21 protein-coding genes are annotated in these 24,238 nt (G+C 36.8%); 7 read left to right on the plus strand and 14 right to left on the minus strand.

The window, feature by feature from the left end; translation table 11 throughout:
* Positions 1–72 precede the first annotated feature (72 nt).
* The gene (locus tag NSQ74_RS01425) at positions 73–1,593 is read right to left on the minus strand and encodes a succinate CoA transferase (RefSeq protein ID WP_340821158.1); all 1,521 of its coding nucleotides are present in this window, start codon (positions 1,591–1,593) and stop codon (positions 73–75) included.
* A 310-nt stretch (positions 1,594–1,903) separates the two neighbouring features.
* Here NSQ74_RS01425 and chrR point away from each other — a divergent pair, with 310 nt between their 5' ends.
* Both chrR and NSQ74_RS01435 read left to right on the plus strand, forming a co-directional pair.
* The gene (gene chrR, locus NSQ74_RS01430; protein ID WP_340821159.1) at positions 1,904–2,635 is read left to right on the plus strand and encodes a class II chromate reductase ChrR; all 732 of its coding nucleotides are present in this window, start codon (positions 1,904–1,906) and stop codon (positions 2,633–2,635) included.
* 202 nt (positions 2,636–2,837) lie between these two features.
* On the plus strand, positions 2,838–3,263 hold the full coding sequence (locus NSQ74_RS01435) for a hypothetical protein (protein ID WP_340821160.1): 426 nt from the start codon (positions 2,838–2,840) through the stop codon (positions 3,261–3,263).
* Between the two features lie 47 nt (positions 3,264–3,310).
* Here the strand turns inward: NSQ74_RS01435 and NSQ74_RS01440 are convergent, their stop codons facing one another.
* On the minus strand, positions 3,311–4,990 hold the full coding sequence (locus tag NSQ74_RS01440; RefSeq protein WP_340821161.1) for a hypothetical protein: 1,680 nt from the start codon (positions 4,988–4,990) through the stop codon (positions 3,311–3,313).
* Positions 4,991–5,181: 191 nt separating this feature from the next.
* Between NSQ74_RS01440 and NSQ74_RS01445 the strand changes: the two genes are divergently transcribed.
* From NSQ74_RS01445 to NSQ74_RS01455, 3 genes are all read left to right on the plus strand, one after another.
* Positions 5,182–5,832, plus strand: a complete 651-nt coding sequence (locus NSQ74_RS01445; protein WP_340821162.1) for a lysoplasmalogenase — start codon at positions 5,182–5,184, stop codon at positions 5,830–5,832.
* 70 nt (positions 5,833–5,902) lie between these two features.
* Complete coding sequence (gene pepT, locus NSQ74_RS01450) at positions 5,903–7,132, plus strand: peptidase T (protein ID WP_340821163.1); 1,230 nt, start codon at positions 5,903–5,905, stop codon at positions 7,130–7,132.
* A 428-nt stretch (positions 7,133–7,560) separates the two neighbouring features.
* The gene (locus NSQ74_RS01455; RefSeq protein ID WP_340821164.1) at positions 7,561–8,535 is read left to right on the plus strand and encodes a DMT family transporter; all 975 of its coding nucleotides are present in this window, start codon (positions 7,561–7,563) and stop codon (positions 8,533–8,535) included.
* A gap of 263 nt (positions 8,536–8,798) precedes the next feature.
* Here NSQ74_RS01455 and NSQ74_RS01460 read toward each other — a convergent pair whose 3' ends face one another.
* Positions 8,799–9,230: a DUF4395 domain-containing protein gene (locus tag NSQ74_RS01460; RefSeq protein WP_340821165.1), complete on the minus strand. Its 432-nt coding sequence runs from the start codon at positions 9,228–9,230 to the stop codon at positions 8,799–8,801.
* A gap of 117 nt (positions 9,231–9,347) precedes the next feature.
* Here NSQ74_RS01460 and NSQ74_RS01465 point away from each other — a divergent pair, with 117 nt between their 5' ends.
* The gene (locus NSQ74_RS01465) at positions 9,348–10,058 is read left to right on the plus strand and encodes a Fe-S oxidoreductase (protein WP_340826379.1); all 711 of its coding nucleotides are present in this window, start codon (positions 9,348–9,350) and stop codon (positions 10,056–10,058) included.
* An 86-nt stretch (positions 10,059–10,144) separates the two neighbouring features.
* On the opposite strand, the gene NSQ74_RS01470 is transcribed toward NSQ74_RS01465, so the two are convergent.
* A complete protein-coding gene (locus NSQ74_RS01470) occupies positions 10,145–10,825 on the minus strand; it encodes a GNAT family N-acetyltransferase (protein ID WP_340821166.1) in 681 nt (226 codons plus the stop codon).
* A gap of 12 nt (positions 10,826–10,837) precedes the next feature.
* Positions 10,838–11,950: a mandelate racemase/muconate lactonizing enzyme family protein gene (locus tag NSQ74_RS01475; protein ID WP_340821167.1), complete on the minus strand. Its 1,113-nt coding sequence runs from the start codon at positions 11,948–11,950 to the stop codon at positions 10,838–10,840.
* Between the two features lie 78 nt (positions 11,951–12,028).
* Between NSQ74_RS01475 and NSQ74_RS01480 the strand changes: the two genes are divergently transcribed.
* Complete coding sequence (locus NSQ74_RS01480) at positions 12,029–13,273, plus strand: hypothetical protein (protein WP_340821168.1); 1,245 nt, start codon at positions 12,029–12,031, stop codon at positions 13,271–13,273.
* A 154-nt stretch (positions 13,274–13,427) separates the two neighbouring features.
* On the opposite strand, the gene nhaC is transcribed toward NSQ74_RS01480, so the two are convergent.
* The 9 genes from nhaC to NSQ74_RS01525 all read right to left on the minus strand — a co-directional run bounded on the left by nhaC (position 13,428) and on the right by NSQ74_RS01525 (position 23,884).
* Positions 13,428–14,876, minus strand: coding sequence for a Na+/H+ antiporter NhaC (gene nhaC / locus NSQ74_RS01485; RefSeq protein ID WP_340821169.1), 1,449 nt, complete (start codon positions 14,874–14,876; stop codon positions 13,428–13,430).
* Positions 14,877–15,155: 279 nt separating this feature from the next.
* On the minus strand, positions 15,156–16,271 hold the full coding sequence (locus NSQ74_RS01490) for an amidohydrolase (RefSeq protein ID WP_340821170.1): 1,116 nt from the start codon (positions 16,269–16,271) through the stop codon (positions 15,156–15,158).
* A 246-nt stretch (positions 16,272–16,517) separates the two neighbouring features.
* Positions 16,518–16,661 carry a hypothetical protein gene (locus tag NSQ74_RS01495; RefSeq protein WP_340821171.1) on the minus strand — a complete coding sequence of 48 codons (144 nt, stop codon included), beginning with the start codon at positions 16,659–16,661 and terminating at the stop codon, positions 16,518–16,520.
* Positions 16,662–17,554: 893 nt separating this feature from the next.
* A complete protein-coding gene (locus NSQ74_RS01500; protein WP_340821172.1) occupies positions 17,555–19,600 on the minus strand; it encodes a TRAP transporter permease in 2,046 nt (681 codons plus the stop codon).
* The gene (locus NSQ74_RS01505; protein WP_340826381.1) at positions 19,597–20,112 is read right to left on the minus strand and encodes a DUF1850 domain-containing protein; all 516 of its coding nucleotides are present in this window, start codon (positions 20,110–20,112) and stop codon (positions 19,597–19,599) included. The genes NSQ74_RS01500 and NSQ74_RS01505 overlap by 4 nt, the downstream gene beginning before the upstream one ends.
* A gap of 197 nt (positions 20,113–20,309) precedes the next feature.
* Positions 20,310–21,269 (minus strand): TAXI family TRAP transporter solute-binding subunit, encoded by a 960-nt coding sequence (locus NSQ74_RS01510; protein ID WP_340821173.1) that lies wholly within the window; start codon positions 21,267–21,269, stop codon positions 20,310–20,312.
* A gap of 328 nt (positions 21,270–21,597) precedes the next feature.
* On the minus strand, positions 21,598–22,152 hold the full coding sequence (locus tag NSQ74_RS01515; RefSeq protein WP_340821174.1) for a superoxide dismutase family protein: 555 nt from the start codon (positions 22,150–22,152) through the stop codon (positions 21,598–21,600).
* A gap of 271 nt (positions 22,153–22,423) precedes the next feature.
* Complete coding sequence (locus NSQ74_RS01520) at positions 22,424–22,966, minus strand: superoxide dismutase family protein (protein ID WP_340821175.1); 543 nt, start codon at positions 22,964–22,966, stop codon at positions 22,424–22,426.
* Between the two features lie 129 nt (positions 22,967–23,095).
* Positions 23,096–23,884 (minus strand): 3D domain-containing protein, encoded by a 789-nt coding sequence (locus tag NSQ74_RS01525; protein ID WP_340821176.1) that lies wholly within the window; start codon positions 23,882–23,884, stop codon positions 23,096–23,098.
* Positions 23,885–24,238 lie beyond the last annotated feature (354 nt).

Here is a 24,238-nt window from a genome sequence, read left to right on the forward strand (position 1 = left end):
GCAGAAGCAGACATCAACGCATAGCAAAAAGTGTTAGATTGATAGCAGTCAATCTAACACTTTTTAAATATATTATTTAGCAAATGATGGATCTAGCATTGTACCGTTCTTTGCTAAATTCACATGCCAAGAAAGTGCTTTTTCTAAATCATGCGGTGTATGGTGACCACCTGTTGCTTCATTTGCGTCATTAAAGTACGCCCATAATTGCTCTTTATAATCTGGATGCGCACAGTTTTCAATGATTAGACCGACACGCTCTTTAGGTGCTAAACCTCTTAAGTCTGCAACGCCCTGCTCTGTTACGATAACATCCACATCATGTTCGGTATGGTCTACATGCGAAACCATTGGAACGATACTAGAAATTTTTCCACCTTTTGCATACGATTTTGTCACGAAAATACCTAATCGTGCGTTACGAGCAAAATCTCCAGAACCTCCAATACCATTCATCATCTTTGTGCCAGAAACATGAGTTGAATTTACATTCCCATAAATATCTAATTCAAGCGCTGTATTGACAGAGATCAAGCCGAGTCGACGGATAATTTCTGGGTGATTAGAAATTTCCTGTGGTCGTAATACTAATTTATCTGCATATTTTTCAAAATTTCCGTAAACTTGGTTTCCTACTTTTTCAGATAGGGTAATAGAAGTAGCAGATGCAAAGCTTACTTTTCCAGCATCCATTAATTCAAATACAGCATCCTGTAGTACTTCCGAATAAACTTCTAAATTTTCAAACTCGGAATCTTTGAAACCTAATAATACAGCATTCGCTACTGAACCTACACCTGATTGTAGTGGGCGTAAACTCGTAGTTAAACGACCTACTTTAATTTCTTCTCTTAAGAAATTCAGTAGATGATTTGCCATAATATCTGTTTCTTCATCAGCGGGAACAATCATTGATGGTGCATCTAAAATATCTGAAATAACAATGCCTTTTACTTTGTCTAAATTTAGTGGAATGCCAATTGTACCAAGACGATCTGACACATCTAGCATTGGAATTGGATCACGTTTACCTTGTGGTCCTGGAACAAAAATATCATGCACACCTTCTAATGCATCAAGCTGTGCTATGTTTAGCTCGATGATAACTTGGTCTGCTTCTTGTACGAAAATCGGAGAGTTACCAACTGAAGTTGTAGGAATCAATAAGCCATCTTCTGTAATAGCAGCAGCTTCAATAATAGCGAAGTCAATCGGACCAATAATGCCTTGGCGTACTAATTCAGCATTGTGTGATAAATGGGCATCAACATAAGTAACTTCCCCACTATTAATCATGTTTCGAATACCTGCGTCTCCTTGGAAAGGACCTCGCTTGCGAATAACACCAGCTTCTGCTAAGTATTGGTCAACTTCAGGCCCAAGTGATGCACCTGTATATACATCTACCTTGAAGCTTTCTGTTTTTGCTTTCTCAACAAGTGCAAGCGGTACCACTTTTACGTCACCTGCACGTGTAAACCCGCTCATACCAAGTACCATGCCGTCCTTAATCCAAGATGCTGCTTCTTCTGCTGATACGACTTTGTTTCGTAATTGTTCATTACGAAGCTTTTTTGCTAACTTTTCATCCATTCCTTATTCCTCCATCCCACATTTATTTACTTCAACTAGATTATTTGTCCTTCACATCGGTACACCCAACCAATGTAAAAAAACAGGAGATAAATAACCTGTCGTCATACATAATTTTACACTATTCAGAACATTTAAGCTATATCTAACAAAATATTTTACTTTACGAGTGAATTAAGTATTAGTCTTAATTATTTGAAAATAGTTTCATCTTAAACGTTCACCCTCTTTTATATTGGATTTGATTCGATTTTAGCTATAAATCGTGATATGCTCTTGGTATATTAATTGGGAAAAGGGGACTTTATAGATGGTTAAAGAATTATTACGTAACCACTCTTCGGTTCGTATTTATGATGGGAATCCTATATCTAAAGAAATCGTTGAGGATTTAATTGCTACTGCACAGATGGCAGCAACTTCTCACTTTGTACAAGCATATAGCGTAATTTGGGTAACGGACGAGGAGAAAAAAGAAAAGCTAGGTTTGCTGTCAGGAAATCCACGTCAATACGAAACTTCAGGTGGTGCTTTTGTATTTTGTGTAGACTTTAAACGACTACAAATGGCAGGGAAATTAGAAGGCGTTGATATTGTTGCAGATTCGGCTGAGAACGTTCTTGTTGGCGTAGCGGATGTATCATTATTTGCACAAAATTTTGTTATTGCTGCTGAATCTATGGGATACGGTATTTGTTATATAGGCGGTGTACGTAATAAGCCTGAAGAAATTAGTGAATTATTTAATTTACCTGATTATGTATTCCCATTGTTCGGTTTAACAATAGGCGTTCCAGCTCGACGCAATGAGGTTAAACCTCGTTTACCAGTGGCTGCTATCCTCCATGAAAATGCATACAATACGGAAAAATATGAGGAACTGTTACCTGCTTATAATGAAACAATGGAAGAATATTACAATAGTCGTTCCTCAAATCGTAAAATTGATAATTGGACAAAGCAAATGGCTGATTTTTTAGTTGAACAGCGTCGTCCACACATTAATAGCTTCCTAGCACAAAAAGGATTTAATTGGAAATAACATTACTTAAGTGGGGTTACTATCGTCTGATAATAACTCCACTTTTTTCATATTTTCAACGTTTTTTTAATGCCAACCTAGTATTTTTGACTTGATTGATATGTTAAATTCAGGTACAAATTAAACGAAAAGACTCTTTCCTTTTCCAACATTTCCATTAATATTAATAGAAGGACCCTATCTCGAAAGGAGTTTTGTAAAAATGTCCTTTGTTAATAAGCATCTTGCCCGTACCCTAGAACAACAACATAAGAGAAGCGTAAGAGGTTTATTTTTAAAAATCCAAGACTTAAATAACGAGTGTTTACTTTTAAGAAAGCGACTTGAACAACATATCGACCTCAATCAATACAAAGAAGCTATTGCATATGTCGATCAATTCGTTTCCTATACAACCATTTTAAACTTAAAATTTGTGACAAATACTCAAAACCTAGAAGTGGTTGTGCTGCATACACTTTTATTGGAGCATATTATAGCAAACGAAACAGCCCATTCTTTGGAGTACGAAAATAATTTGTTACAAGGCTATATTCATGAGATATTCGCATTAAACGATCACGCCGCAACACTCTTTTCTAATCATAAAGAAAAGCTGCTACGTTACATCGAGAATCAGACTACATAAAAAAGACGATCAAGACAACAAAATTCATTGTGCTGATCGTCTTTTTTTTATTGTAAGCCTTTAATTATTAGCGAGCGTACTGGTAAAAATTGCTCTCCTGTATTTCCATAAGTTAGTATTACTTCGTCACCTTCTTGTAAATAAATTGCAAGAGGCTCCGTTTCTGCACTTACTAAATAATTTTCACCATTATTCAGTAAAAACGATACGATGGTAAAGTCACCGAGGCGCTCCTTATAAACGCGCAGTACTGTTCCACTTGCATTTTTCTCTTCTGCATTTGAACTACCATCTACCGTACTTCCACCACGGCTAAGTGCTGTTTTATATAATTTCAATGCTTCTTTCGGTGTTGTTGCATAAGCTGAAATTTCAGGATTTGCTGCGGACACGATGAAATAATTTTGTAAGAAGCCATTAGCATCTAGCACTGCTGTTAACCAACTTGCCTCACCATAAAAGTTATACAATACAGGCATTTCTCCTGCCCACTTTTTCTCAATAAATTTCTTTTCAATGATTTGCAAATTCCCTTGTGAATCCATATACGATTCATCTTGATTTCCTGTGTAATATGTCGCTTCCCCAGTTCGGGCATTCGTTAATGAGTAGCCAAGCATTGAATCCACGCCCTCTTTCGGACTTGTGAAGTCAGTGAAATAATACATATCGCCTGCCTCATCGAATATTGGGCTGACATTTGATTCCGTGCCTTCATCTGAAGGTAATTTGACATCTTTCTTACCAAACATACTATTCCAGTAACCATGAACGTATTTTCCATAATAGCTATTTTGTAAACTTACTGTCTCTGGTGAAACGGCACCATCAATAAATGCCGGAACATCATCTAATTTTACAAGCTCAGATTTACCTGTTAATGCATCTACAAGTACAATGCCCTGTACATCAAAGCCATTTCGTGCAGAAATAAATTCCCCATAAGAACGGATATAGTATGGTTTACCGTCATCATCAATTTCTAGCTGAACATCTCCATAGAAAATAAGGAATGGATGTTGCAAGCGTATATGACGCTCTAAATTAGCATTTAAAAACGCAGAAGGAACGTATTTCATTTCCTGCGGGATAAATTTAGGATTGTCAGCTGAGTCCGTCGCACTCATCGTAAAATAACCTGGTGTCGTTTTACCATTCATCCATTTAAAGAAACCAGAAAATTCAACTGGTGCGATATAAACATACTCACCATTTACTTTTTGAATTTGTAAACGTCCTAGCTCGTAATAACTTGTATTCGGTACTTGCCCAAATGCTTTTTTCATTTTATTTCGGACGAATTTAGGTGGGACACTTGCTGGTGTTTGCGTTTCATCAAACGGCTTAATCTCAACTTCTTCTTTCATTTCCGCTGATTTGAATTTATCGTTAGCATTCCACAGTGGCGCGGACAATACATAGACCCCAACAACTAAGCTTGCTAAAAATAAAACACCTTTAATCTTTCTTTCAATACCACTTGCAAGAAATGCACCACATAAAGTGAGTAGTATAATTACTGGCCAAAAGACAAGCCAGTTAACATCAATTTTTGTAACATACAGCGCAATACCCGACGCTATAAATCCTATTACAAAAACACCAATAAAAAAGTAACCAACTACTTTTTTCGATTCACCATCTTCACGCTTCTTCGTTATTAGCGGTGTTAATAGTACACTCGCAATTAATGCAATGACTACAGAAGCTATTAATAGCTTAGTCATACCGTTCACCCTCTCCTCACTTACTGTCTACTTATTTACGGTTACATATTGAAAAAGTTTCAAACATAAGTTGAATTGGATACATCTCCCCTTCACTTAATAGAAGAACATTGCGAGGTAAAAAGAGCTTATACTTGAAAAAGGAAATTTAAACACCGATAGAGAATTTCAATGTAAAGGAGCTGAAAAACTTGGCTAGAAAAATTTTGTTAACGTTTATCATACTATTTGGTCTTTATTATATTTTTTTCTTTTCACATATTGACCAAAGTTTGAAACTAATATTCAAAGTCATTCCTATGATTTTGATTATAATTATGGCTGCAACCCAAAAAGCACAATCAATTAAAAAATATCAACTGTTAATAGTTATTGGGCTAATATTTTGTATGGTAGGCGACTACACATTACAATGGTTTCTTATTGGTCTTTCAAGCTTCTTAATTGGCCATATTTTTTATATTTTTGCCTTTTCAAGTACAAATGAACAGCCAGTACCAACATGGGCGAAAATTGTATTACTGTTATATGGTGTATTAATGGCGGGCTGGATTGCCACTACTGTCTTTAAATCTGGTGAAACTATACTTACTTTTGCAGTTTTAGCGTATATTTCAATCATTTTAACAATGGGCTGGACTGCCATTCGCACTCGTTCTACTTTCGCTATCATTGGCGCAATATTATTTATCGCATCCGATTCCTATTTAGCGATTAATAAATTTGTCATGCCATTACCTTTTTCACATGAAGTTATTATGATGACCTATTATAGTGCTCAAATACTTATTGCATTGAGCATCCTTCAATATTCCGAAATCCGAAGTAAAGTGGTACAATGAAAGTGCCTGGCACTCAAACAATTCAGAATTGTTTGAGTGCCAGACACCTACAAAGGAGGCCGTATATTCTATGAAAGAACAAGTAATCGAGCGATTAATTCGCTACGCAAAAATTGATACACAATCAGACTTCACAAGTGAAACAACTCCTTCCACTCAAAAGCAATTTGACTTATTGCATGTATTGAAGGATGAACTTGCCGCAATCGGCTTAACAGACATTACATTAGATAACAATGGCTACTTATTTGCAACACTTGAAGCAAATACAGATAAAGAAGTACCGACTATTGGCTTTTTAGCGCATGTGGATACAGCAACAGACTACACTGGTACAAATGTTAATCCGCAACGAATTGACAATTATGATGGCGGTGACATTCAATTAAACGAAAATTTAGCCATGTCTCCAACTGAATTCCCTGAACTAAAAAATTACATTGGACAAACTCTAATTACAACAGATGGTACGACACTTTTAGGTGCGGACGATAAAGCGGGTATTGTTGAAATCATAACTGCTATGGAATATTTAATAAATAATCCTTCAATTAAGCACGGTAAATTACGTGTAGCGTTCACTCCTGATGAGGAAATTGGCCGTGGACCGCATAAATTTGATGTCGCTGCATTTGGCGCTGATTACGCATATACAATGGATGGCGGACCACTAGGTGAACTTCAGTACGAGAGCTTTAATGCTGCAGGTGTTAAAGTTATTACAAAAGGAACAAGCGTACACCCAGGTTCAGCGAAAAATAAAATGGTCAACTCTATCACAATGGCTATTGCTTTCCAAAACGAAATGCCTACAGATGCAGTACCTGAAAAAACAGAAGGCTATGAAGGTTTTATCCATTTAATGGGCTTTAAAGGCGCTATTGAACATACAGAGCTTTCTTATATTGTACGTGACCATGATCGTCAAAAATTTGAGGCGAAAAAACAATTAATGCGCGATGCTGCTGCCAAAATACAAGCTCAGTTTGGTAAGGATGCATTAACAATTTCTATCGAGGATCAATACTATAACATGGGTGAAAAAATTGAACCTGTAAAAGAAATTGTTGACATTGCACGTCAAGCAATGGAAAAATTAGATATTACACCGAATACATTACCGATTCGCGGTGGTACTGATGGCTCACAACTTTCTTATATGGGCTTACCAACGCCAAATATTTTTGCAGGTGGCGAGAACATGCATGGTAAATACGAATATGTATCTGCCGAAACAATGGAAAAAGCTACACAAGTTATTATTGAAATCGTGCAATTATTTGAACAGCAAGGCAAATAAGTCATTTTTTAATTCGAGCGATAAGAAACAATTTATAACGAGGACTTTCTAAAAAGTCTTTAAGATATTAAAATCCGCTTCGCTCCTGATGGGTAAGGTACGACTAGTAAAGCTACTAGGCTCGTGCATTTGCTTTTTGTTAGGAGTCAACGCGGATTTTTTCTTTAATAATCAATTATGTCTCGGTAATTGATTACACATTTTTATAGCCCGCTTGAAAGGCTACTCAATAAATCTACTACATATGCTGGGTCCTTTGATTGCAGGTGAATCTTCATTGTGAACTGCTCGTATATAGCATTTATTCATCTTTTATGGAATTAGCTGCCTCTGCTGAAGTAAGTTAAAGATTGCTCGTTATGTAGATGGTGATTTCTCTGTAACAATAACTGAATTTTCAAATTACATAAAAGTTAGGATGATGGATTTTGAAAGAAATTGCATTAGGCATTTTAGCTTCACTTTTTTTTGCTGTGACATTTATTTTAAATCATGCAATGGAAATGCAAGGAGGCAGTTGGCTATGGAGTGCATCCCTTCGTTATTTCTTCATGTTGCCATTTTTACTAGCTATCGTCTTCTATCGTAAGGGCTTTTCGCAACTAACTAATGAAATGAAAAGTAGACCTGTAGCATGGCTACTATGGAGCTTCGTTGGCTTCGTGTTATTTTATGCACCAATTACATTTGCTGCTGCATTCGGTCCGGGCTGGCTCGTTTCTGGAACATGGCAATTTACGATTGTCGCTGGGGTTCTACTCGCTCCCCTCTTTGTAACAGTAATTGCTGGAAAAACAGTGCGTCAAAAAATCCCGTTAATTTCTTTGCTTATTTCATGTGTTATTTTAGCAGGAATTCTACTTATTCAAGTACCACAGGCACAGTCTGTTCCAACAAAAAATCTATTATTAGGAATTTTACCTGTTGTAGTCGCTGCATTTGCCTACCCACTCGGTAATCGCAAAATGATGGAGGTATGCGGGGGACGTGTTGATACATTTCAACGGGTGCTTGGAATGACAGTTGCTTCAATGCCTGCTTGGATTGTGATGGCCATTTATGCCATTTTAACAGTTGGACTGCCTTCATTAAGTCAAGTTCTACAATCACTACTAGTTGGGATTAGCTCAGGTGTAATTGCAACTATTTTATTTTTCATCGCAACTGATCGCGTTCGTGAACATCAAGGCAAACTAGCAGCTGTTGAGGCAACTCAATCAACTGAAATACTATTTGTCATTATTGGTGAGGCGTTACTACTTGGAATTGCGTTTCCAGAGCCAATTGCTCTTGCTGGACTTGGTATTATTATTATTGGTATGTTGTTACATAGCTACTATACGATGGTGCTTGGAAAGAAAAGCGTTTCCCCACAATCTCCCCCTTCTGAGCAGTCAACTTAACAAAGGCTGTTGAACTATCTACCAATAAAAAGGACGACTCATTCCGTATGAATGAGCCGTCTAGAGATTTTACGTTCCCAAAAAATGAGGGGGGTTTTAGGAGCGCTTTATGAACTAGCAAACTTCTGGAGAAAAGTAGCTAAAGTTCATCCTCTCTACACTTGTTTTGCAGAGAAGGAATAATCTTTACAATGATAATGATAATCATTATCAATTAAATTGTCAACTATTATCTTTAAATTATCTTAAAACTTTTTTAACGATTATAATGCTTTCTTAAGTGTCCGTCTATATTGCCATTGCTTTAGCTGAAAATGTAAAAAGCAACCGATACAAAACCCTGCAATTGCAACTGATGAAGCGATTGCTACCATCGTTGTAAAAACATACCCTACTACTTGCCAATTAAACAAAAACGCGACAAGACCACCAGCTAAACATATGCTTGCAATACTTGAATTAAACTTTTGCTGCTGTGCGTCCTCTGGTATGTACGCAGTAGGAGCTTTTTTCAAAAACAGCTTTCCAAATCGGATGATTGGATTAAAATTACATAATACACCGAGTAAATTGGCTACTAAAGGAATCGCTAATATCCATTCAAACCCTGTCAGCCATGTCAGTATGACACTTAACAGTATAGTCCACTGATTGAGTCGTACGAGCGGCCTTGGAATTGCATGTGGCAATGACATTTTAAAACCTACCTTTCAGATATGTTTAATGTATTTTACTACATTGCATTCCATTTGTGAAGTAAAAATGAATAACTTATAATTGAAGTTAATGATTGAAAAGAAAAGGTGATGACAATGCCCGCTTTAACGATGGATCAAGTCAGACAACTGAATTCCTACAGTATTTATACAACGGAGCCAAAACGAACGTTATTTACATTGGCTGATATACATAAAGACTTTTACCATCCTGATTTTTTAAATTTAATGATGGGCATTACAGATGCTGCAACAGAAACAGCAGCCATTTCCCATTTTGCACGTCGCTATGGTATGTTTTTCGCTATGCAGCTTTATATGCTTGCTGCCTACGACGAAGTATGGGATGGTAAACCCATTGAAATTCGCTTTGATGCAGCTAAGGAATTCAATAGCTTTACTGTCGCAATGTTCGTTAACCCTAACGATTGGCGTTATGTGGATGAAGATGAGCGACAATCGGTCATTGAAAAAATTTTATATGACGGGCATGTTATCGTTCAGCAACTGCGCAGAGTAACATCGATTTCACCCTTAACAATTTGGGAAAACTTCTTTGGCTACCTCCTTTGGCATTATCATATTCTGTTGTCTAACCCTGGCTTAGCAGATCAAGCAATGGATGATATTGAAATTTTAGAGAACCCAAAAACATGGGCTCGCTTTTCACAAAAATCATGGTGGGCGGAATATACTGGCGGTCAGAGCCCTACAAATTTAGTTAATGTTCCTGTCCGAAAATCTTGCTGCTTTTCAAAGGATATTCCAGGCCTACTTGCATGTGGATTTTGCCCACTTAAGAAATAACAAAAAGCCTTACTCTCACATTTGCGTGAAAAAGTAAGGCCTTCTTTTTATTTAAATATATCCATATTTGTTAATTAACATTACGGTTATTTTTCATAGACAACGAACCAATCATTTTGTTCTTCATACATTGCAGTTCCCGTATAGCCCTCTTTCAAAAATTGCTGCTGTAAAGCCGTATCCCTCATTAAAACAGCTCTTTTTTCAGTATATACAGGTTGTTCCTGCTGTAGATTTTTATAAAAGATATAGCGTAATTTATCAACATACTTAATCTTCAAGCCCTTTATGACGAGCCCTTGAGAAAACTTATCTTTTAAGCTTGGAATATTATAAGGTTTAACCGTAGAGCAAACATAGTCATAGCAATCTAAATCAATTTCATTCATGACAATAGTCGCTAACGTTTTTTGTAATCCGTAGCCACGATAATGTGGTGAAACATTGGATATCTCCTGATATAAAACGCGATGGAATTGATCCTCAGCAATGCCGCAATCATATCCAAGATGCTCGTCATCAATAGGCGGATTTAATAATGCTCGAAAACCGATTAACGCATTATTAACGTATGCCCCTATCATCAAACCATTTCCCTGCAAAATGTATTCGAATTCTTCTGTAGTTAATGGCTGTAAAATGCTTTGATCGGGTAATGTTTCATATACCTCTTGCTGTAATTTCTGTATTGCTGGTAAATGCTGCAGCTGTAAGTGAGTAACATAAAAAGGCGTTTCTCCAAGTATTCCTTCATAAATTCTTTCCATGTTGAAGCCCCCTTAAGCTGTTACTGTTGTTGAAAAATTGCATAGTTCCTTAAGTATTTCTTCATCTACATCTACACCTAAGCCAGGTTTTTCTGTTAAACAAATGAACGGAACATCATAGTGTAAATTGCCGATGTCCTTTGAGAATTTTAATGGACCTGTTAATTCTACACTTGTCATAATTTTTTTAGAAAATGCTACATGGAAACCAGCTGCAGAACCTACAGAAGACTCAACCATTGAACCAATTTGACATTCAATACCTGCCATTTCTGCCATTACCGCTAATTTCATAGCAGGGTAAATCCCCCCGCACTTCATTAATTTAATATTCACTTTGTCTGCAGCACGTTTCAAAATGATTTCACGCATTTCACGTACTCCACGAAGTCCCTCATCAATCATTAACGGTACATCGGATTTCGATTTAATTTCTACCATTCCATCAATATCTTCACTATCAACAGGCTGTTCTAACCAGTCGATATTTAAATCCTTTAGTGCTCGTAAACCTTGTAATGTGGTAGAAGCATTTCCCCACCCTTGGTTTACATCTACACGTATTGCAATATCCTCACCTACACGCTCACGTACTGCTTTTATGCGGGCAACATCTCTTCTAACTTCAGTTCCCACTTTCATTTTAAATGATTGATAGCCCATTTCCACGCGTTTAGCTGCCTCATTTGCCATTTCTTCAGGCGTTCCGATACTCAACACATGTGTAATTGGGAATTTCTCATGATAACGACCGCCAAGTAGCTGATAAACTGGAACCTGTAATGCTTTACCAGCAATATCAAAACAGGCAATATCGATTGCCGCTTTAGCAGCAGGTACATCTTTTACGATGTGATTCATTTTATCGTGAAGCTTCTCAAAAGCCATAGGGTCTTCTCCAATGACTGCAGGTACAAGTTGGTGTTTTAAAATAGCATACGTACTTTCCCATGACTCACCTGTAACATGTTCATCAGGTACTGCTTCTCCATATCCAACAATGCCTGTATCAGTTGTTATTTTCAAAATGATAGAAGGCATTGTATCATATGTAGCATAGCTAATAATAAAAGGATCAATAAGTGGTAATTGAATTGCAAAAATTTCTACTTGTTGGATTTTCATTTTATATCATACTCCTATATAATTTATAGTTGTCGTTAATATGTCGCTAATTATTTAAAAAATAATAGAAAAGGACAGATGCCTTTGTCTACTAAAATAGCAATTATATGTTCGAAACCTTTTAAGAATCGTATACTTAGTATCGCACAAAACATAGAGAATATTCAATTAGAATTTTATCTTTACAATCAGCCTTCTGATGCACCGTCTTTGTTAAAACAAATTAAGCCCTGTGATGCACTATTATTTGGAGGAACATTGCCGTATTTACATGCGCAAACATCTTTAGCAACATTACCGATTCCATGGAATTATTTAAAACAAGATGAGATGACAATTTCTACGACTTTATTATCTCTTATAGCGAACCAGGCAATTCCTTTACAAAGGCTTTCTATCGATGTCATGCACCCTATATTTGTTGATAACGTTCTTACGGAGATAGAATACACCGGTACAAAACCATATGTTCATTCTATTTCAATTACAGAAACGGCTGACGATGTTTTGCAAAAGCATATCGCTCTATGGGAGTCCAAACAAATTGACTATATCGTTACAAGCATTCATACCGTATTTGATGAATTGCAGCTACGAAACATTCCTGCTATGCGAATGCTAGATGCAACGAGTTCCATTATAAAATGTCTAGAAGAAACGAGATCACAATCTCTTCTTACTAAATCAGAATCCGCAAAGGCTGCCGTTGGATTTTTAGATATTCCTGAAACTAGTCATTGTTCGAATATTTTACAGCAAATAACTGCTACAACACATTCAACCTTCAAGCAAATTAGCTCTAACTATTTTGAGCTTTATACAACAGCAGGACATTTACAACATGCACTCGAAAAAGAAAATTTGCAGCATCTTATACAACAAATTGACGTTCCCTTTAGGCTTGCTTTTGGCTATGGACATTCGATTTTTGAAGCAGCCGAAAATGCTACACATGCATTAAAATTTGCCAAACCTTTTGAAATTTATATTTTGGATGAACATAAAAATTTATCTGGACCATTCCCTAAATCAGAAAGTAAACTCTCTTTAAAAACAAAAGATCCGTTTGTTTTACAAATGGCTAAACAGACAAGCTTAAGCCCATTAAACATTTCTAAAATTATTCAATTTAGCAAAGAACGACAGGCATCACAATTTACAGCGCAAAATCTTTCAGAGTACTTACAAGTTACACGACGTACGACTGAACGTATTATCAAAAAATTAGTTGATCATGGCTATGCTAAAGTTGTTGGCGAAGAAATGCCCCACCAACAAGGACGACCACGCACTATTTATGAATTGGACTTTGCAACCTATTAATATACAAGAACAAGCCCCTACACAGCGCTTTTCATTGGCGAACGAAGAATCTCATCATATGGCATCAACCATGCTTAGAACGTCTCTTCACTTTCCAATAGCAATCTATGTACCGGGGCTTGTCCTGTTTTTATTTAAGCAAGACTCATTTTTATTAGTCTGCTACAACCATATTATTCATCTCTTGTTCTTGCGCTTCTTTTTTTCGTTGCTTTGCCTCTTCAATCTGTTCTGGTGTCATCTTTACAATCGCAAATCCAACATAACCATAAATTATTGAAATAATTGGCACAGCAAAGTTAAGAATTGCATAAGGTGCATATTCCATCGCACTTACACCTAATGTCGCTAAAATAAATACGCCACAAGTGTTCCAAGGGAAGAATACAGATGTTAATGTTCCCCCATCTTCTAGAGCACGCGATAAATTTTTTGAGTGCAAGCCTCGTTTTTGGTAAACGTCAGCAAACATTCGTGAAGGGACAACAATTGATATGTACTGCTCAGAACATGTCGCATTTGTTGTAATACATGCAGCAATTGTTGAAGCAATAAGGCTACCTGTAGATTTAGCAAACTTAACGACAACATCCATAAGTGCCTTTAACATGCCTGAATATTCTAGGACCCCACCAAATGTCATGGCAACAATTGTCATTGAAACCGTATACATCATTGAATCTAAGCCACCACGATTAAAGAGGTCGTCCACCATTTCATTTCCTGTAGAAATCGCAAACCCTTCTTGTAAGGCATGGACAGCCATAGTTGGTGATCCACCTTGTACAAAAATTTGTAATAAGAAGCCTGAAATAACCCCAATAACTAATGCTGGGATTGCCGGAACTTTTTTTGCCACCATTACAATAACGCCAACTGGGACAAGTAATAACCATGGAGAAATCACAAAGCTTTTTTCCATCACATCAAGCGTTGTCATAATTTTTTCTGAATCCATCGATACATCAGCGAAACGTCTTCCCATAAAGCCAAATGCGACAAGTGTAATGATTAATGCGGGAATAGTTGTGTAAAGCATATGTTTTATATGATCAAACAAGTCTGTGTTTGTTAGACCTGCTGCTAGATTTGTAGTATCAGATAAAGGTGACATTTTATCACCAAAATAAGAACCTGAAATAACTGCTCCTGCAATCATTGGTGCGGGAATACCCATACTTAACCCGATCCCCATACCAGCGACACCGATTGTTGCCATTGTTGACCATGAGCTTCCAATTGCTAGCGAAACGATTGAACATAATAGTAAAATCGTTACTAAAAACCAAGCTGGAGAAATTAATTTTAATCCGTAGAAAATCATTGTGGCAACGACTCCTCCACCAATCCACGCACCTATTGTCAAACCAACTAAAATGATAATGACAATGGCCGGAAGAGCTAGGCGGATACCTTTATACATCATTTCCTCAATTTCCATCCACTTAAAACCATGCATTTTGGCAACAATCGCTGCTACAATTGTTCCAACAATCAATGGCACGTGAGGACTCTGCTCTAACATAACTACTGTAACAAGCATCGTAGTAATCATTATTGCGAAAGTTAGGAGTGCCCAACTCGCACTAATTTCCTTTTTCATTGTCCCATCCCCTTTTTTTGCACCCAATGACAATTTACTATTTCACAAGTGCAAATATATTTTTACGATTTTTAGCTTAATATCCCAAAAATAGAAAGTCAACGCAAAAATTTTATGCTTCTATAGCAATTTCGACTGTTAAAGGGAAAAAAAACGCTTCCAAATAGCTTTTACAAACCATTCAAAACAGCGTATCTTTATGCATTTCTGCTGTTTATAGGCAATCTAAAAAAGGTTCTTCCCAACGTAAATTGTTGGATAGAACCTTTTCAAAATATTCTACTTATTTTCAGGCTTTTTTTCTAATACACAAGCAAGTACTTTCGATGCATCTATTAACGCACTTCGTTCAAAAGTCATTTTTGGGTGATGTAACCCAGGGCCTAAATTAGCACCAATTCCAATCATCGTTGCCTTTAGCTCTGGTTTTTTCACTGTATAAAAATGAAAATCATCGCTACCAGGTGTTGTAATTTCCTCAGCTAAAAATTGCTCGCCAAGTGATTCTAATATAGCGTTTTTAGCCATACGAGCAGCTATAGGCGAAACTTCTGCACCAGGCGTGAAATCGACCCATTTCCATTTCAGTTCAATTTCAAACTGCTGCTGAATTGATTTCAAACCTGCTTCAATACGGCTTCGAAGCAACTCAAGCTGATCATTATGCTGTGCCCGAATATCCATTGCAAAGCTTGCAGTACCTGGAATAATATTCGTGCTACCACCATCCGCAATAATCTTTGTTAATTTTGCAGAGTGCGGCTCGAACGGCGACAAATGGATACTATTTAACATTAACTGGATAGCCATAATAACATCAATCGCATTTTTCCCTTGGTGTGGTCTTGCACCATGTGCATCTGTGCCATGAATAGTCCCATCTAAAAAATACGCTGCTCCATGATGGATAGCAGGTGAAACCTTTCCTAAAGGAAGCTCTTCAATAGGTCTCAAATGGACACCAAATAAATGTGAAACTCCATCTACAGCACCACGATCAAATGCGGCACAAGCACCATTTCCTACTTCTTCAGCAGGTTGGAAAATAAATCGTACACGATGTTGTAACGGTCGATCTTTTAGTAACAATAATGCTCCTAGAACCATTGTAATATTGGCATCATGACCACACGAATGGTTTGCCTGCCATTTGCCATCTACCTCTTGCCATAGTGCATCAATATCTGCACGAACTGCAACGATCTCATCGCCTGTACCAATTTCTGCAAGCAACCCTGGTACATCGCCTAACAAACGGTATGAAACGTTTAAATCATCTAATATAGATGTAATTTTTTTTGTTGTTTCATACTCCTTCCAGCTTACTTCTGGATAATTATGAAAATGTTCAAACCATTGATACATTGTTTCTTCTAACATTGCTGCACTTGTCATAACTACACCTCGATATACCTTTTTTTCTCCCCCATTATACATGAAAGCTTTTTAGAAAAGTATATATGAAATTAGTACTATATTCATTTAAATATCATATAACTTAATATTAAGAGTATGTTTAAAACCTTCTTACTATTTTATGTAAACTTCATACAAATTGTGTCTGTACAATTTGTATACATATCAAAGGGCTGTGCTAAAAGATATAGTTCTACTTTTAGCACAGCCCTTTTGAAAAATGTTTTATAAACTTGTAAAAAACCCCTCTGGATATTCTTCATAATGTATTTGAATTGGTTGCTCCTCATTGTTTTGGTCAGTAATTTGTAATTCCGACTCCTGGTCCATCAAATATGTTTCAAATTTCGATTTTAAAATGTGCTCCATTTCGTTACCTCCTTTATTAATAGAATTTTCTGATAAAAGAATTATATACTAGCTTTTTATTAAAAATCAACAAATAATACTCATTATGCATAATAAATATTAATTTCATCTCATTTCGAGATAATAAAACTTTAAATTTATTGCAGTTCCACGTAAAAATCATGCCTTTTTCTTTTTTGAAATCTAAAAATAGATAGAGGAAATGGAAAAAGTGTTAGATTGACTGTAATCAATCTAACACTTTTTCGCCATGTCTTTGATGTCCGCTACGGCGCGTGTTTCCGCGGGCACATCGTAAGCCACAACCGTCGCTGTCGCGCCGCCTGTTGCGTCTTACGTTTTGTGCTGTTCCCGCAGGAGTCACTCGCCTTCGCTACCATCGTTCACTTCTATTTTTTTATTTACTGCAATAGATTGAACCTCTAAGGCTTCATTTTTATTACATTAGCGAAAAAATGCCATTAATCTATCACTTTTTACCGCATCGTTAATGTCCGCTACGGCGCGTGCTTTCCCTGGGCACATCGTAAGCCACAACCGTCGCTGTCGCGCCGCCTGTTGTGGCTTACGTTTTGTGCTGTTCCCGCAGGAGTCATTCGCCTTCGCTACCATCGTTCATTTCTAATTTTTTATTTACTGCAATAGATTGAACCACTAAGTTTCATTTTTATTACATAGCGGAAAAATGCCCTCAATCTATCACTTTTTCGCCATGTCTTTGATGTCCGCTACGGCGCGTGTTTCCGCGGGCACATCGTAAGCCACAACCGTCGCTGTCGCGCCGCCTGTTGTGGCTTACGTTTTGTGCTGTTCCCGCAGGAGTCACTCGCCTTCGCTACCATGGACTTTTGCTTTTATTTTATAATACAGTTTGAAATTTTATTATTTTTTAATTAAACAGTCACACTTTTAGTATGGCTGTTGTCATTATCAGTACCGTTTCCACCATATTTGTGCTGTGTTAAAATTTGAATTACTACAAGTACAATAAAAATTCCAAGTCCTGCCCAGTCTGAAAACTTTTCAGGATAGATAAGCAATAGTCCAGCTACGATAGCAAACAAACGCTCAATCCATAGAACTTTACGGTACCAGAACCCTATTACGCCAGCACCGATTGCGACCATCCCCGTAACAGCGGTAAATACTACCCATAAAATTTGCGGTATCGTCGTATCTATCATTAATAAAGCTGGCGAGAAAACAATCATATATGGAATAATAAATGCTGCAATAGCAAGCTTTGCAGAGTTAACGCCAGTCTTAATTGGATCTCCACCTGAAATACCAGAAGCAGCAAATGCGGCGAGTGCTACAGGTGGTGTAATATCGGCAATGATACCAAAGTAGAATACAAAGAAGTGTGCCGATAATAAAATAACAACTGGCACTAATTCTTGTGGTGTATTTGGCGATAATAATGCCACAATTGCAGGTGCTGCTATCGTTGACGTAATAACGTAGTTTGCCGTTGTTGGGGCACCCATTCCTAAAATTAGTGATGCAATCATAACGAAAACAAGCGTTAAAATAATGCTTCCCCCTGCTAATGCTACTAAACTATTGGCTAAACTTAATCCTAGGCCAGTTTTAACAACTACTCCGACAATAATACCTGCACAAGCTGTTGCTGCTACAACACCCAATGCCGTACGAGCGCCCTCCACTAACGCATCGACAATATCTTTTGGCTTTAAACGAGTATCTTTGTTGAACATTGTTACAGCAATTGAAATAACAATTCCGTAAAGTGCAGCATGCATAACAGGTGTTCCGGTTAACATCAAAACAATAATAGCAATAATAGGTAGTAATAAATATATCTTCTTGAATACTTCTTTACGATTAGGCATTTGATCATCACGTAAGCCTCTTAAGCCGACCCGTTTTGCTTCAAAATGCGTCATAATCCAAATACCTGTAAAATAAAGCAACGCAGGAATTGCGGCTGCTTTTGCAATATCCCAATATGTAATTCCGCGTCCTATAAATTCTACCATTAGAAACGCCGCGGCACCCATAATCGGAGGCATTAACTGACCACCAGTAGAAGCTGCTGCTTCAACTGCACCAGCAAATTCTTTACGATATCCAAGTTTTTTCATCATCGGGATTGTATACGAACCTGATGTTACAACGTTGGCCACAGAACTTCCTGAAATCATCCCTTGTAGAGCACTTGAGAAGACAGCTACCTTAGCTGGACCACCAATTAATTTTCCAGCGAAAGCTACAGCTAAATCATTAAAATACTGACCAACCCCTGTTTTTACAAGGAACGCACCAAATAATAAGAACACAAAAATAAATGTAGCAGATACACTAATCGGTGTTCCTAAAATACCATCTGTCGTAAAATACATAAGGTTAACGATACTTTCAAAATCTTGTCCTCTGTGCGCCATAAAGGCAGGGAAATAAGGACCAAAATAAGCATAAATCAAGAAACAAGTCGCGATAATCATAATCGGTAAGCCTACCGCTCGGCGAGCAGCCTCAAGCACGAGAACGACAGCAATTAAACCTACTAAAAAGTCCAACTGTGTGATAGTACCATTACGATTAACAAGCTCCGTATAATTTAATGCCCAATACGAACCTACAACTACAGATAATAACGATAAAATATAATCAAACCATGCAATTTTATGCTTTGGCGCTTTTCTTCGAGCTGGGAATAATAAGAAAATAAGTGCTAACCCAAACCCTAAGTGGATAGTCCGTTGAATCGGTGCTGTAAATTGCCCGAAAATCGCAGTATATAATTGAAACAATGAAAATGCTAATAATCCAAAGAAGATTATATGCTTCATGATTCCTGAAATCGTACGCACATTTGATTCAATATCGTACTTTTCAAGTATTGCTTGTTGCTCTTCTGCCGATATTTGTTCAAATTGTTCTTTTACTTCGTTGTTGCGTTCCTTCAGTTTTGTCATTTCAACCTAACTCCTTTCCATCTTTCATAAAGTGATAATCGCTTCACCTCAAATAAATAGGATTTACCCCTTTGTAAATCTTTTTTTAAATCATATTCATAACTTTTATAAACAAAAACAAGATCCAAGTCTAAATCCCCAATAAAAATTGTGAAATTATCAATGACTTCCTTGTCAAATTGCAGAAAATACTTACCATCTCGTTGTGTTAATGTTTGATTTTCTTCCGCGTAACCCGGCATACCAACCGCTAAGTCTTCATACTCCATTCCTAACATTTGAATACGCTTCTTTTCTACGCATCGATAATATTCAAACACATCAGATTTATGGATTGAATGTGTGTACCTTATACTGAAAGCATTATCAGCAGCAAATGGTATATAATGCACTTTCGGATTGTCTATACGTGTTTCTGTAAATGCGAATACCTTTTGAAGAGGAAGAAAAATAATTATGCCAAAGCATATACAACATAAGGCTATAACAAAAACTACTCTCCTCTTTCGCATCACATCTATTCCCCCACTTTAAAAACTATCCGCTTTTTTGTTTTGCCTTAACGAATCAAAAAGGACCCGAAGCTTTACGCAATCCGAGCCCCTTTGTCTGTTTAGGAAAATGCTTATTCAATGTCGAGAATATTCACATCACATAGTCAAACTAAGAGCAAATAAAAGCTTTCTCATTAGCATGGAACTTGTGTTTTTTATTTCTTTTCATCAAAGTATTTTTGTGCGCCTGGATGAATATCAATGCTGATACCATCTAAAGCCGTTTCCGCTTTAATAAATGCACCTTTTGCATGCGAAATCTTATCCGTGTTGTCATAAATAGCTTTCGTCATAGCGTAAACAACATCGTCTGGTAAATCTTTTTTCACTGCCAACATCGCAAGTACAGAAACTGTCTCCGTATCATTTGCAATACCGTAAGTACCAGCTTTTACTGTGTCTTTTGCATAGTAAGGGTATTTGGCAATTAGCTCATCTACTTTCCCAGCATCTACACCGATAATATTGACTTTTGTTGTTGCATTTAATGCTTCTACAGCTCCTGTTGGTGTACCAGCCGTAATAAATGCAGCATCAATTTGTCCTGATTGAAGTCCATCAGTAGACTCACCAAAATCAAGATTTTGCGCTTTTACGTCATCCATTGTTAAGCCATGGATTTCAAGTAATTGTTCAGCATTCGCATAAGTCCCTGAACCTGGAGCACCTACAGAGACTTTTTTCCCTTTTAAATCAGCATATGTTTTAATACCTGAAGCTTCTGTCGTCACTAATTGCACAGTCTCTGGGTAAAGGGCACCTAAAGCAGCAATTGAATCGATTTTTTTACCATCAAACATTAATTTTCCTTCAGTTGCGTAATAAGCAATATCCGTTTGTACAAACGCAATCTCACCTTTACCATCTTGCAAAGCAGTCATATTAGCTGCAGATGCTTGAGAAACTTCTGCTGTTGTTTTAATGTCTGTTTCTGTTGTAATTAAATCAGCAAATGTACCACCTAATGCATAGTAAGTACCTTGCGTTCCACCCGTTAATAAACTTAAATATTCTGGCTTATCAGAGCCAGTACTACTATCAGTTCCACATGCAGCTAAAATAAATAATGCAATGGCACTTAATAGCATTAACAATCTAAATTGCTTTTTCTTCATATTAATCTTCCCCCTTTTGGAAATATTATAAGAATCTATTTAAAATTATCAAATTAAGTATAATTATGTCAATCAATTTATAGTAAATTCAGATAATTATATTTATACCCTTTGTCCCATTCATCAATTATCACTACTTACAAATAAACTCTCATTTACCCTTTATTTATCTCTAATAAACTATTAAATTATATTTTATCAGAAAATATAATTAATTTAAAATGTATACATTTTGTATAAAAGTTACATTACACCCTTTACCAATGGTCCTTATTACAAAGAAAAGACTGTATCTAAATTTTCCATAGATACAGTCTTTCTATCGCCCTTATTGAATAACCCCACATGCAATTCTTGCACCAGAATTACCAGAAGGATCCGTTTTATAGTCGTCCGCCGATTCATGAATAACTAACGCTGTACCTTCTCCATCAAGTAAGGAATTTTCTACATTTTTTTGTAAAGAGACACCTTCAGCCACGAAATTTAAATCTACAGTACCATCTTCACCACTTTCTAAATTTGGTAAGTCACCTAAGTGATAGCCCTTTGGATTTAATGTACCATGCTCTTTATTTGTCGGATTAAAGTGAGGACCCGCCGATTCAAACGTTGGTGGTTCACATTTTCCTACCGAATGAATATGAATACCATGTGTTCCTGCTGGTATGCCACTTAATGCTAATGTTACTTTGACTCCATTGTCCTCTTCTTCAAAATAGGCATTTCCATAGCTTTCATTGTTTGAACCAATTACTTTTGCAGTTGCCGTTAAAGTTGATTTTGGAGCGTTTACAGCTACTTTATCCTCTTTTTTATCAAAGAAGCTGCATCCTCCGACAAATACGGTCAATGAAATAATTAATATAGATATTTTTTTCATGTTATTACCTCCTCTATTTCTGATGGTACCCATCTCACCGATTACTTATGCAATATGTACTGGTGATTTCCCATCACTTTTCAAAAGGTAATACAATAACTTCTGCATCTTACCAGCTTTGTATGAAGTAATGCTACTGTGAAGAATACTGTTCAAGTCGCTCCCTTTATAGCATGTCTGGCTCTAACAACATGGTGATTTTTGGAAATAAATAGAGCCGTTATTTAAAATGAGAAAGGACTATATCTATATAAGATATAGTCCTTCTCTATTATGATTGAATTACGCCACATGCAATTCTTCCACCAGATTCACCAGTGGGATCAGTCATGTAGTCGTCTGTTGATTCATGAATAACGATCGCAGTACCCTCTCCATCAAGTAAAGAATACTCTGCATCTTTTTTCAAAGTGACACCTTCTGCCATAACAGTCATTTTGGCCGTGCCATCCTCAGCTATTTCTAAATTCGGCAAGTCTCCAAGGTGGTGACCATTCGGATTATCCTTCCCATGCTCTTTAAAAGTTGGGTTAAAGTGGCCGCCAGCTGTTCCGAAATCTGGACCTTCACATTTTCCAGCTTCATGTATATGCATGCCATGTAATCCTTTTGCCTCTGCAGGAAAACCACTTAAATTTAATGTCACCTTGACACCATTATCCTGCTCTTCAAAATAGGCATCTCCATAGCTTTCATTATTAGATCCTATAACTTTTGCAGTTGCTGTTAAAGAAGAGTTAGCTTCCTCCTTATTACTAGCACACCCAACCAAAAATACACCTAAAGAAATAATCAATAAAGTTGTCAGTTTCATTAAATTACCTCCTTTTTTTTATAGTTTATCACCTGTCTAAATAATTGTGCAACTGATAACTAGGCATTTATACTCATAGTAAAAAATAAGGATTTCTCAGAAAAAAACACTGAGAAATCCCTATTTTAATTAATTTAAAATTTTTACTGTAACTGTTCTTACACCCCAATTACGGGCTTGTCCATCTGATGGAATAAAAACATCAATTTTATTTCCTTTTATCGCACCGCCAGTATCAGCAGCAATCGCTTCACCATACCCTTCAACCCATACCTTTGTTCCAAGAGGAATAACTCTTGGGTCAACAGCAATTACTTTTAAATTTGGATTTGAGCGTATATCGGTCCCGTTCGCTGTAATACCTGAGCAACCTGTACAATATGCCGTATAAGCCGTAGCACGCATTGTATATGTTTGGCCATCTTGGTTAGATGGCGCACTCGTAACTGTTGTTACAGGCTTTGGTGTAGTTTTTTTCACAGTACTCGAAGAACTAGAAGTACTCGCTACACTCTTTTCAGTTTTAGGTTTTGCTGCAGATGCCTTAACAGCTAAAGCGTCACCAACTAAAATTAAATCAGATGAAAGGTTGTTCCATTCTTGTAAATCTTCAACTTTCACATTATAAACTTTTGCAAGGCTGAATAATGTGTCGCCAGCCTCAATAAGATGAGTCTCGTCGGTCGTATCCTCTTTTAAAATTCTTTCGATACTTAAGGCTTGTTCCGGATCAACCCATATGGTATCAATTTCATCTAACTCCTTCAAATCCGCTAAACTCAAATTAAAAATATTGGGTAATCCCCACAGTGTCTCGCCAATCTGACCAGTATATGCTGCCTTAGCGGGAGTGGTACTCCCGAACATCCCCATGCCAAGAGTCAATGCTACAGCTAATGCTATCGCTTTTTTCTTCATAATAAGTAATACCTCCAGTTGTTTAATTTTCTGCATTCTGTTGCTAGCACACTAGAGAATTAGGCTCTTAAATTATGCATGCAATATTGTAGAATGCTTCTAAATTTCACAGGACATCGGACCTGATATTACAAATTATTACTATTTAAACAAGATTTTATACAATTCCAATCATTTTTTTAGCAAATTAAACATTTAAATGGAAAATATAGCTCGTATTACTACTAACCATTTGCATATTTTATATAATGGAAATACAGCTTATGTAACCGATAATATAGTAAAGGGGGGTATCTAATAGATTCAATCTTTTAAATGAGAAATTTCTTATGGGGCTAGTACTAAGCGTAGAAT

It is taken from the genome of Lysinibacillus sp. FSL W8-0992 (assembly GCF_038008685.1).
GTDB lineage: Bacteria > Bacillota > Bacilli > Bacillales_A > Planococcaceae > Lysinibacillus.

Excerpts from the sequence above, each read along its gene's own strand:
- NSQ74_RS01435 (WP_340821160.1), top strand. The coding sequence starts at position 2,838 with ATGTCCTTTGTTAATAAGCATCTTGCCCGTACCCTAGAACAACAACAT.
- NSQ74_RS01505 (WP_340826381.1), bottom strand. The coding sequence starts at position 20,112 with ATGCGAAAGAGGAGAGTAGTTTTTGTTATAGCCTTATGTTGTATATGC.
- NSQ74_RS01470 (WP_340821166.1), bottom strand. The coding sequence starts at position 10,825 with ATGGAAAGAATTTATGAAGGAATACTTGGAGAAACGCCTTTTTATGTT.
- NSQ74_RS01465 (WP_340826379.1), top strand. The coding sequence starts at position 9,348 with ATGCCCGCTTTAACGATGGATCAAGTCAGACAACTGAATTCCTACAGT.
- NSQ74_RS01480 (WP_340821168.1), top strand. The coding sequence starts at position 12,029 with ATGCCTTTGTCTACTAAAATAGCAATTATATGTTCGAAACCTTTTAAG.
- NSQ74_RS01475 (WP_340821167.1), bottom strand. The coding sequence starts at position 11,950 with ATGAAAATCCAACAAGTAGAAATTTTTGCAATTCAATTACCACTTATT.
- pepT (WP_340821163.1), top strand. The coding sequence starts at position 5,903 with ATGAAAGAACAAGTAATCGAGCGATTAATTCGCTACGCAAAAATTGAT.
- NSQ74_RS01500 (WP_340821172.1), bottom strand. The coding sequence starts at position 19,600 with ATGACAAAACTGAAGGAACGCAACAACGAAGTAAAAGAACAATTTGAA.
- NSQ74_RS01440 (WP_340821161.1), bottom strand. The coding sequence starts at position 4,990 with ATGACTAAGCTATTAATAGCTTCTGTAGTCATTGCATTAATTGCGAGT.
- NSQ74_RS01460 (WP_340821165.1), bottom strand. The coding sequence starts at position 9,230 with ATGTCATTGCCACATGCAATTCCAAGGCCGCTCGTACGACTCAATCAG.
- NSQ74_RS01495 (WP_340821171.1), bottom strand. The coding sequence starts at position 16,661 with ATGGAGCACATTTTAAAATCGAAATTTGAAACATATTTGATGGACCAG.
- NSQ74_RS01510 (WP_340821173.1), bottom strand. The coding sequence starts at position 21,269 with ATGAAGAAAAAGCAATTTAGATTGTTAATGCTATTAAGTGCCATTGCA.
- nhaC (WP_340821169.1), bottom strand. The coding sequence starts at position 14,876 with ATGAAAAAGGAAATTAGTGCGAGTTGGGCACTCCTAACTTTCGCAATA.
- NSQ74_RS01490 (WP_340821170.1), bottom strand. The coding sequence starts at position 16,271 with ATGACAAGTGCAGCAATGTTAGAAGAAACAATGTATCAATGGTTTGAA.
- chrR (WP_340821159.1), top strand. The coding sequence starts at position 1,904 with ATGGTTAAAGAATTATTACGTAACCACTCTTCGGTTCGTATTTATGAT.
- NSQ74_RS01515 (WP_340821174.1), bottom strand. The coding sequence starts at position 22,152 with ATGAAAAAAATATCTATATTAATTATTTCATTGACCGTATTTGTCGGA.
- NSQ74_RS01525 (WP_340821176.1), bottom strand. The coding sequence starts at position 23,884 with ATGAAGAAAAAAGCGATAGCATTAGCTGTAGCATTGACTCTTGGCATG.
- NSQ74_RS01425 (WP_340821158.1), bottom strand. The coding sequence starts at position 1,593 with ATGGATGAAAAGTTAGCAAAAAAGCTTCGTAATGAACAATTACGAAAC.
- NSQ74_RS01520 (WP_340821175.1), bottom strand. The coding sequence starts at position 22,966 with ATGAAACTGACAACTTTATTGATTATTTCTTTAGGTGTATTTTTGGTT.